At 73.8% G+C, this 8,486-nt stretch carries 7 protein-coding genes; 3 read left to right on the top strand and 4 right to left on the bottom strand.

All coding sequences use genetic code 11. The features are described 5' to 3' along the window. The first annotated feature begins 189 nt into the window (after window positions 1-189). Window positions 190-636 carry a helix-turn-helix domain-containing protein gene (locus tag LN042_RS36185; RefSeq protein WP_230055714.1) on the top strand — a complete coding sequence of 149 codons (447 nt, stop codon included), beginning with the start codon at window positions 190-192 and terminating at the stop codon, window positions 634-636. A 14-nt stretch (window positions 637-650) separates the two neighbouring features. After that, entirely contained in the window at window positions 651-1,232 is a 582-nt protein-coding gene (locus LN042_RS36180; protein ID WP_372495885.1) for a toxin, read from the top strand. A 167-nt stretch (window positions 1,233-1,399) separates the two neighbouring features. Here the strand turns inward: LN042_RS36180 and LN042_RS36175 are convergent, their stop codons facing one another. From LN042_RS36175 to LN042_RS36165, 3 genes are all read right to left on the bottom strand, one after another. Beyond that, window positions 1,400-4,795, bottom strand: coding sequence for an aminotransferase class I/II-fold pyridoxal phosphate-dependent enzyme (locus LN042_RS36175; RefSeq protein WP_230055712.1), 3,396 nt, complete (start codon window positions 4,793-4,795; stop codon window positions 1,400-1,402). After that, window positions 4,792-5,733, bottom strand: a complete 942-nt coding sequence (locus tag LN042_RS36170; protein WP_230055711.1) for an NAD-dependent epimerase/dehydratase family protein — start codon at window positions 5,731-5,733, stop codon at window positions 4,792-4,794. The genes LN042_RS36175 and LN042_RS36170 overlap by 4 nt, the downstream gene beginning before the upstream one ends. A gap of 190 nt (window positions 5,734-5,923) precedes the next feature. Beyond that, window positions 5,924-6,949, bottom strand: a complete 1,026-nt coding sequence (locus LN042_RS36165; protein WP_230055710.1) for a hypothetical protein — start codon at window positions 6,947-6,949, stop codon at window positions 5,924-5,926. A gap of 126 nt (window positions 6,950-7,075) precedes the next feature. Here LN042_RS36165 and LN042_RS36160 point away from each other — a divergent pair, with 126 nt between their 5' ends. Continuing rightward, on the top strand, window positions 7,076-8,191 hold the full coding sequence (locus LN042_RS36160; protein ID WP_230055709.1) for a MerR family transcriptional regulator: 1,116 nt from the start codon (window positions 7,076-7,078) through the stop codon (window positions 8,189-8,191). A 70-nt stretch (window positions 8,192-8,261) separates the two neighbouring features. Here the strand turns inward: LN042_RS36160 and LN042_RS36155 are convergent. After that, the coding region (locus LN042_RS36155; RefSeq protein WP_230055708.1) for an ATP-binding protein at window positions 8,262-8,486 on the bottom strand (225 nt) is incomplete at its 5' end.

Below are 8,486 nucleotides of genomic sequence, written 5' to 3'. Positions count from 1 at the left end.
CCCGACAGCCCGAGCGCAGGCCGATGGGACTGACGACCAACTCGGCTACCCCCGTGAGCGGAGTTAGCTGACAGCTATCGGCAAGGTCCACCGTGTCGGAGTCCGGCGCGATTGTCAACTGGCAGCTAATCTGCGAAACTGACGCATAGCCAAGCGCTAATGCCAGGGAGGTAACGGGGGGAGACCTGGATGTCCGCGTCCGAGACCGACGAGCGTCCGATGCTGGCGGTTCGTCTGGACGACCTCTTCAAGACGGTCCGGCCCAAGGGCAAGCACTGGACCAATGCCGAGGTCGCCGAGGAGCTGAAGCGGCTCAATCCCGATCTCAAGGTCGGCGGCGTCTACCTGTCCCAGCTGCGGACGGGCAAACGCTCCAACCCCACCCCCGATCTGCTGGCCGCGCTGGCCCGGTTCTTCGGCGTGTCGGTCGCCTACTTCTTCGACGACCAGGTCGCCGCGTCGGTGCTCAACCAGGTCGCCGCCATCGAGGCGCTGCGGCAGGCCGGGGTGCGCGCGGTGGCGATGCGGGCGGCCGGAATGAAGAAGGAGAACCTGCAGGCCATCACGGCCATCATGGACCAGTACCGCGAGATGCAGGGCCTGCCGCCGGTCACCGACTCCGCAGAGCCCGAGTGAGGGGGCCGGCGGCGGTGATGGGCAGCAGAAAGGGCTGGCTGGCCGACCAGGCCCGCCGCAGCCAGCTCAAGAGGCTCCGCAAGGCCGGCGTCCGGCGGATCGCCGAGCTCGGCCTGCCGCAGACCGCCGACGTCGCCGAACTCTGCGCCTACCTCGGCGAGGTCCGCGAGCGGCCGATCCTGCTGGTCCCGATGCCGATGCCCGCGTCGCACCCGTGCGGCATATGGGTCGCCGCCCGCGACGAGGACCTCATCTTCTACGACGCCAACACGACCGGCGCGCACCAGGAGCACATCATCTTGCACGAGCTGGGGCACATCATCTGCTGCCACCGCGGAGCCGGCGGGCTGGACGAGGCGAGCGCCCGACTGCTCTTCCCCGACCTCGACCCCGAGATCGTGCGGGACATGTTGCTGCGGGCGACCTACGACGACGTCCAGGAGCAGGAGGCCGAGATCATCGCCTACCTGCTCTCCCAGCGCGTCGGTGCGGCCGCCGACGCCCCGGCCGGATCGGCCGGATCGGCCGGGGACGCCGCGGACTCCGGCAGCGGGAGCGACGCCATGCGCAGCCGGATCGAACGCACGCTGATCTGAACCGGACCGGCGCCGGCGAGCCTGCCCGCAACCGGCGCCGGCAGACCTGGCGAGCCTGCCCGCAACCGCCGCCGGCAGACCCGGCGAGCCCGGAACCGGCGCCGCTCAGGCCTGGGGCAGGCCGGTCGCGGAGCCGGCGGGCCCCGGGGACGCCCAGGGTCCGGCGGTCAGCACCGGGCGTTCGCCACCTCCTCGGCCAGGATCGCCACGGCCCGCCGGATGTCCGCCTCGCGGTGCTCGCTGGTGACGAAGAACCGCAGCCGGGCCAGCCCCTCCTCGACGGCGGGGTGGAAGATCGGGTCGGCGATGACCCCCCGCTCGAACAGCCGGTCCGCGACCCGCAGGGTGCGCGCCGAGTCGCCGAGCAGGCACGGCACGATCGGCGTGTCCGCGCTGGCCCCGGTGGCCAGGCCCGCCGCGGCGGCCAGGTCGAGGAAGAGCGCCGCATTGCGCCGCAGCGCGGCCACCCGGCCCGGCTCGGCGGTGATCAGCTCGGTGGCGGCCAGCGCGGCGGCCGCGTTGGCGGGGGTCAGGCCCACGCTGTAGACGAAGCCGGGCAGCGTGTGCCGCAGCCACCGCACCATCCGGGCCGAGCCGCCCAGGTAGCCGCCGCAGCTGGCGAACGCCTTGGAGAGGGTGCCCATCCAGAGGTCCACGTCCGCCCGGTCGACGTCGAAGTGCTCGCCGACGCCGCGCCCCAGCCGGCCCACGGTGCCGATGCTGTGCGCCTCGTCGACCATCAGCAGCGCGCCGTACCGCTTCTTCACGTCGACCGCGGCGGGCAGGTCCACCAGGTCGCCGTCCATGCTGTAGGCGCCCTCGACGGCGATCAGCACGCGGCGGAACCGGGAGCGGTTGAGCCGGCAGAGGTGGTCCAGCTGCTCCATGTCGTTGTGGGCGAACGGGCGCCGGGCCGCTCCGGACAGGGCGCAGCCCTGCAGGATGCTGTCGTGGGCGAGTGCGTCGTGCAGTACCAGGTCACCGGGGCCGACCAGGTGCCCGATCGTGGTGACGTTGGTGGCATGGCCGCTCACCAGCGCCAGGCAGTCCGGCACGCTCAGGAACCGGGCCAGTTCCTGTTCGAGCCGGACGGTCAACTCCCGCTCCCCGGAGAGCACCCGGCTCGCCGAGACGGAGCTGCCGTAGCGCTCGACCGCCTGGTGCACGGCCTCGTTCACGGCCGGATGGCCGGACAGGCCGAGGTAGTTGTAGCTGCCGAAGGAGAGGTAGCCGCGGCCGTCGACCACGGTGGTGTCGCGGATGGTGCCCTGGTGGATCCGGAAGTACGGGAAGCCCGCGCCGCTGCCGGTGACGGCGCTCAGCCGCTCCTCGAACTGCCGCACCTCCGGGAAGTCGTCGACCCGGGCGGTCTCCTTCGCCCACTCGGTGCCGCGCTGCCGGGGCACGGAACGCTCGGGGGGCGCCGGGGGCGCCTGCGGTGCCGGGTGCCGCGGATCGGCCAGGGCGATCAGCTGTCCGATGGTGAGTTCGGGGGAGTACACCTCGGCGGCGTCGACGCCCGGCAGCCGGTTGGTGAGGTTGACCTCCAACTCCTGCAGCATCAGGGAGTCGAAGCCGAGGTCGGCCACCAGGGTCAGCCGCTCGTCGAGCTCGGAGGGCGGGAAGACGCCGACGCGGGAGATCTCCTGGAGCACAACCGCCGCGATCGAGCCGGGCGTTGACGGCGTGCGCGGTGCTGAGCGCGCCGAGTCGTCCACCACCCAGTGGCGGCGCGGTGCGAGCGGACTCGGCGGCAGGGTGACCGGAGGTATGCGGTCCGGCGACGGACGCGGGGTGGTGCCGGCGACCGACTGCGCGGCGAGCCGGGCCAGTTCCGCCGTGCGCTCGGCGGCGGGCAGCGAACCCGGCGCCGGGATGGTGGCCTTGGCAGCCGGCTCGCCGCGCCGCGCCGTGCCGGCCCACCGGTCGGCGCCGAGGCCGCCGTTGTGCCCCGCCGCCACGGCGTCGGCCGCCGCGGTCAGCTTGGCGATGGCGTCGGTGGCGCCGTCGGCCACCAGGGCGAGCCGCTCGGGCAGCGGCGCCCGGCGCGCCAGGGTGTCGGCCACGGCGGCCGGCGGCAGCCGGTCGTCGGCGAGGGTCTGCGCCAACCGCCGTGCGTAACGGGCGAGTCCGTCGCGGTCGCGGGCGCTCAGCAGTAGCAGCTGCGGCTCATCGGCCGGGGCTGCCGCGGGCGTCGGGCCCTCCTCCAGCACCAGGTGCACCCCGGTGCCGCCGAAGCCGAAGGCGCTGACGCCGGCCCGGCGCGGCTCCTCGGTGGCGGGCCAGGGCGTCGGCGCGGTCGCGACGGTCAGCCGCGCGTCGGCCAGCGCCGGGTGGTCGGCGAGGGCGAACTCCGGCTGCGGCGGGACCACCCCGCGCTGCACGGCCAGCGCCGTCTTGATCAGCCCGGCGATGCCCGCCGCGTTCAGCGCGTGCCCGACCACGGCCTTCACCGCGCCCAGGTAGGCGGGTTCGGGCTGCTCGCCGCGCAGCTCGCGCAGCACCTCGACCTCCACCGGATCGCCGACGGTGGTCCCGGTGCCGTGCGCCTCCAGGTAGCCCACCGCGGCGGGCGCCAGGCCGGCGTCGCGGTAGGCCCGCCGCAGCGCCCGGAGTTGGCCGGACGCCTGCGGATGCATACCGCCGGCCACCGTCCCGTCGTTGGCGGTGCCCACGCCCCGCACGACCGCGTAGACCCGGTCGCCGGCCGCCAGGGCGTCGGCCAGCGGCCGCAGCACCAGCACACCCGCGCCCTCGCCCAGCACGAAACCGTCGGCCTCGGCGCCGAACGGCAGGCAGCGGCCGCTGCGCGAGAGCGCGCCGATCCGGCTGAGTCCCACCAACAGGTCCGGAGTGAGGTTCAGTTGGGCGCCGCCCGCGATCGCGATCCGGCAGCGGCCGGCCCGCAGCGCGAACACCGCGTTGGCCACGGCCAGCAGGCCGCCGGAGCACGCCGAGTCCAGGGCATAGCTTTCGCCGTGCAGGTCCAGCACCGAACTGACGGTGTTGGGGCCCATGTTGAGCAGCAGACCGGCCACCGAGCTGCCGTGCAGCCGGTCCACCGCGCGGGCCGCTTCCAGCCACTGCGGATCGCTCGGTCGGGCGCCGAACTCGCCGCCGGCCAGCTGGCGCATCCTCAGGTGCAGCGTGCTGATCTCACGGTAGCCGCTCTCGGTGAGCGCGGTGATGACCGAGGTCTCCTCGCGGTCGAAGCCCTCGGCCTCCCAGCCCGCGTCCTGGATCGCCTCGCGGGCCAGGTCGATCAGCAGCCGGTGCTGCGGGTCCATCGAACGGGCCCGGCGCGGCGGGATGTTGTAGTGCGCGGCGTCGAAGTGGCCGACGTCCGGCAGCAGCGCCATGGTGTCCGTGTAGGAGGCGGACGTGTCGCGCACGTCGTCGCTGCGGAAGGTCTCGCCGTGCCACCGCGAGCCGGGGACGGGCCCGAACTGCGGCCGCGGGTCGGTGAGCAGCCGCCAGTACTCGTTCAGGTCGCGGGCGCCCGGGAACCGGCAGGCCATGCCCACGATGGCGATGTCGCCGGGTCTGGAGCCGTCGGCCGTCATCGTGCGCCGTCCTGTCTGGCGCGCCACCACGCCACCGTCGCCTCGATCTGCTCGTCGAGAGGAGTGGCCCGGAGTGCGAACTCGGCCTCGTACGCGCTGGAGTCGATGACGAACGGACGGTCGAACTGGTAGCGGATCTCCTTGAGTTCGCGGATCAGCGGGGAGACCAGCGACATGAGCCCCAGGACGGCCGGCGGGACGGGACGCACCGCGACCGGTCCGCTCCCCGCTGCTGCGGCCAGGCGAGTCACCATCTCCCGGGTGGAGAGCGGGGGTTGGGTCGGCACGTGCCAGGCCCGCCCCCAGGCGGCTCCCTCGCCGGCCACCTCGACCAGGGCGGCGGCCACGTCGGGGAGGTAGGTCCAGCTGTGCGGGGCGTCCGGATCGCCGAGCGCGGAGACCGCCTTGCCGCGCAGCAGCTTGGGCATGACGCGGGCGGCGAGGTGCCCGCCGTCGGTGACACCCGGGCCGAAGAAGTCCGAGGCGCGCACCTCGACGGCACGGATCCTGCCCTGCTGGTGCAGGGTGTGCGCCTGCTCCCAGACGGCGGCGCGGACCCGGCCCTTGGTGCCGGGGGCGGCGAGCGGCAGCTCTTCGGTCAGCGGGCCGTCGACCGGGCCGTAGCCGTAGAGGTTGCCGAGGATGACCAGCACCGCGCCGGTCGCCTCGGCCGCCTCGCAGGCCGAGGCGGCCAGCGGCGGCCAGTCGCTCGCCCAGCGGTGGTAGGGCGGCGCGGCGCAGTTGAAGATCGAGGCGGCACCCTGCGCGGCCTCGATCAGCTTCTTGCTGTCCGTCGCGTCCAGCGCGACGTGCTCGATGCCGGGCTCCGGGCTGCCGCCCGACCTGGTGATGACCCGCACCGAGTGCCCCTGCTCGGCCAGCAGGCGAGCGGTGGCGGCCCCGGCGGGCCCGAATCCCATGACGACTTGAAGGCTCACGCACGCACACTAGCGCGGGAGTGGTGAGGCCCTGTCAGGGGACGTTCCGAGCCGGTATGACCACTTCGTGGCCGCCTGATCGCGTGGGTTCGGGCGGGTTCGGGCCGGCCGTACGGCTTGGTCCTGCCGGGCGGTTCGGGTGAGTGACCGCAAGCCCCGCTGGTGGGAACGGTGCGGATCCAGGCGGTGCCTACTGGATGCTCCAGCGGTGCGGATGTTCCGGACTCGTGGGGCAGGTGAAGACGTTCAGCAGCCCGTAGCGCCCGAAGGCCAGCTTGGCGGGGCGGGGGTCCCGCAGGTGTGCGGGGAGGCGGTGGTCCTCGGCGGGCATCCAGCTGGTGCAGCCACCGTCCCATTCCCGGCTGTCCAAGGTCAGCAGCAGGGCCATGGGAGTGCCGCAGGCCGCGCAGCTCGTCGCGTGCGGGTCGGTGCTGTGCCAGGAGGGGAAACCGCCGACCCGGTAGCCGGGCGGGATCGACAGGTCGTGCCGGTAGGTGAGCACGTGGGCGTCCGGGCCCTCGTCCGCCTGCCGCTCCTGCCGCTCCTCCCAGGCATCGATCTCGGACTGCAGGCGAGCGGGCAGCGTGGCCGGGTGGGGATGGGTGGCCACCTGCTCGGGGTGCAGCACGCACGGCTCGGGCAGCGCTCCCTCGAAGCCGACCAACAGCGGCTCCGGTGCGGCGCGCAGCGGCTCGCCGACCTGCTCGGACCGACGCCAGGCCACGTGCAGGGCGAGGCCGTGGCCGCTCGGCCCATGGGCCTCGAACGGGCACCAGAGCACTTGCAGCAGATCGCAGCCGTCCGGCCCGGCCGGCAGGCCCGGCACGTCCCGCCGGTACAGCTGGACCAGGCCGATCAGCGGGACCGGATCGGTGTCCGCGAGGTCGGGCACGCGGTGCTTCCGCTCCAATTCCTTGAGCAGGACCCGTTCCTCGTCCGTCGGCCCCGGTGCCACGTCGCGGGCCCAGGCCCGTGCGAGCAACTGCCGCCGGCGGCGGATGTCCGCGATCCGGTAGCCGCGCCCTCGCCGGTGCGGCTCGGTGCACATCGGCCACGGTTCGTCTGCGGGCCAGAGCAGTGGGCCGCCGATCGAGCTCGCCGAGGTGTCCGGGCTCCCGGTCCGCGGGTGGAGCCGGGTGTTCACGCCACGGTGGTCGGCCGGCTTCGGGAAGAGCTCTTCGATGTCCAGCGGCCGGGGCGGCGTGGTCCTGGTCATGGCCGTGACCGTAGAGCACCGTGCTGACCCGGCCTCCTACGGAACTGTCGGAGCGGCCGGAGGACCGCGCTCGGTGGGCACATGACGCTTGACCCTCACGTGACGTGATGCCGGATAGTCGGCGGCGTGGAGGAGCACCTGACCGTGGGACGCGTGGCCGAGCTGGCCGGCGTGAGCGTCCGCACACTGCATCACTACGACGAGATCGGCCTCGTACAGCCGTCCGCGCGGACGCCGGTCGGATACCGGGCCTACTCGGCGGACGACGTGGAACGGCTGCGGGAGGTGCTCGCCTACCGGCGGCTGGGCTTCGGACTGCGCGAGATCGCGGATCTGGTGGACGACCCGGCCACCGACGCGGTCGCGCACCTGCACCGGCTGCGCGGCCTGCTGGTGGCGCAGCGCGACAGCGCTGCCGCCATGGTGACGGCCATCGACAGGGAACTGGAGGCACGGACAATGGGGATCAGGACGACGCCGGAGGAGCAACTCAAGGTGTTCGGCGCGCAGTTGTACGAACTCATCGGGTCCGCCTATCCGGCGACGCGGCGCACCGAGCCGCGGATCGCCGCGAGGGTCTGGGAGGCGCTCGGCGATGCGCGGACGGTCTTGAACGTCGGTGCCGGCACCGGCTCCTACGAGCCCCCGGACCGCGAGGTGACCGCGGTGGAGCCGTCGGCGGTGATGCGGGCGCAGCGTCCCGCGGGCGCGGCGCCGTGCGTGGCCGCCAGTGCGGAGCGCCTGCCGTTCGCCGACCAGTCCTTCGACGCCGCGATGGCCTTCAGCACCATCCACCACTGGCAGGACCCGATCGCCGGGCTGCGCGAGATGCGGCGGGTGGCCCGACGGGTGGTGGTGTTCACGCACGACTCCAGCGACGCGGGATGGCTGAACCGGTTCTGGCTCAGCCGCGACTACCTGCCCGAGGTCGCCGACCTGGTCGTCGGTCGACCAACGGTGGACGAGCTGGCCGGCGCGATCGGGGCCCGCCTGGAGCCGGTGCTCATCCCGTGGGACTGCGCCGACGGCTTCTTCGAGGCCTACTGGCGCCGGCCCGAGGCGTACCTGGAGGAACACGTGCGCCGCGCGGTGTCGGTGTGGACCAGGGTCGGGCCACAGGCGGAGCGGCGGGCGGTGGAGCGACTCCGCGAGGACCTCGTCTCGGGCCGGTGGGCCGAGCGCAACGGCGAGCTGGTCGGCCTCGATGCGGCGGAGCTGGGCCTGCGCCTGCTGGTGGCCTGAACCTGCGCGTAAGCGCGGGCGCCGGTGCGGTCGCCCTCGCGGGCGGGCAGGCGTGACGTGACCACCTGCGTCACGCTGCCGCCTTGACCTGGATCCGGCACCAGACCTCCTTGCCGGCGTCGCCGAGCGGCCGCACGCCCCACGCCTCGGCGAGCAGGTCCACCAGGAACAGGCCGCGACCTCCCTCCCGGTGGCAGTGCTCCTGGAGCACGGTGAGGCCGAGGGCGGAGCCGTCGGCCACCCCGAGGTGGAGCCGGTCGCCGTGCAGCCGCCAGGCGACGGCGGCGGCCTCCCC

Origin of the sequence: Kitasatospora humi, from assembly GCF_020907985.1 — a bacterium.
GTDB classification, from domain to species: domain Bacteria; phylum Actinomycetota; class Actinomycetes; order Streptomycetales; family Streptomycetaceae; genus Kitasatospora; species Kitasatospora humi.
Note: the sequence above shows the minus strand (reverse complement) of the source record. Positions and strands in the feature narration are given on the sequence as shown.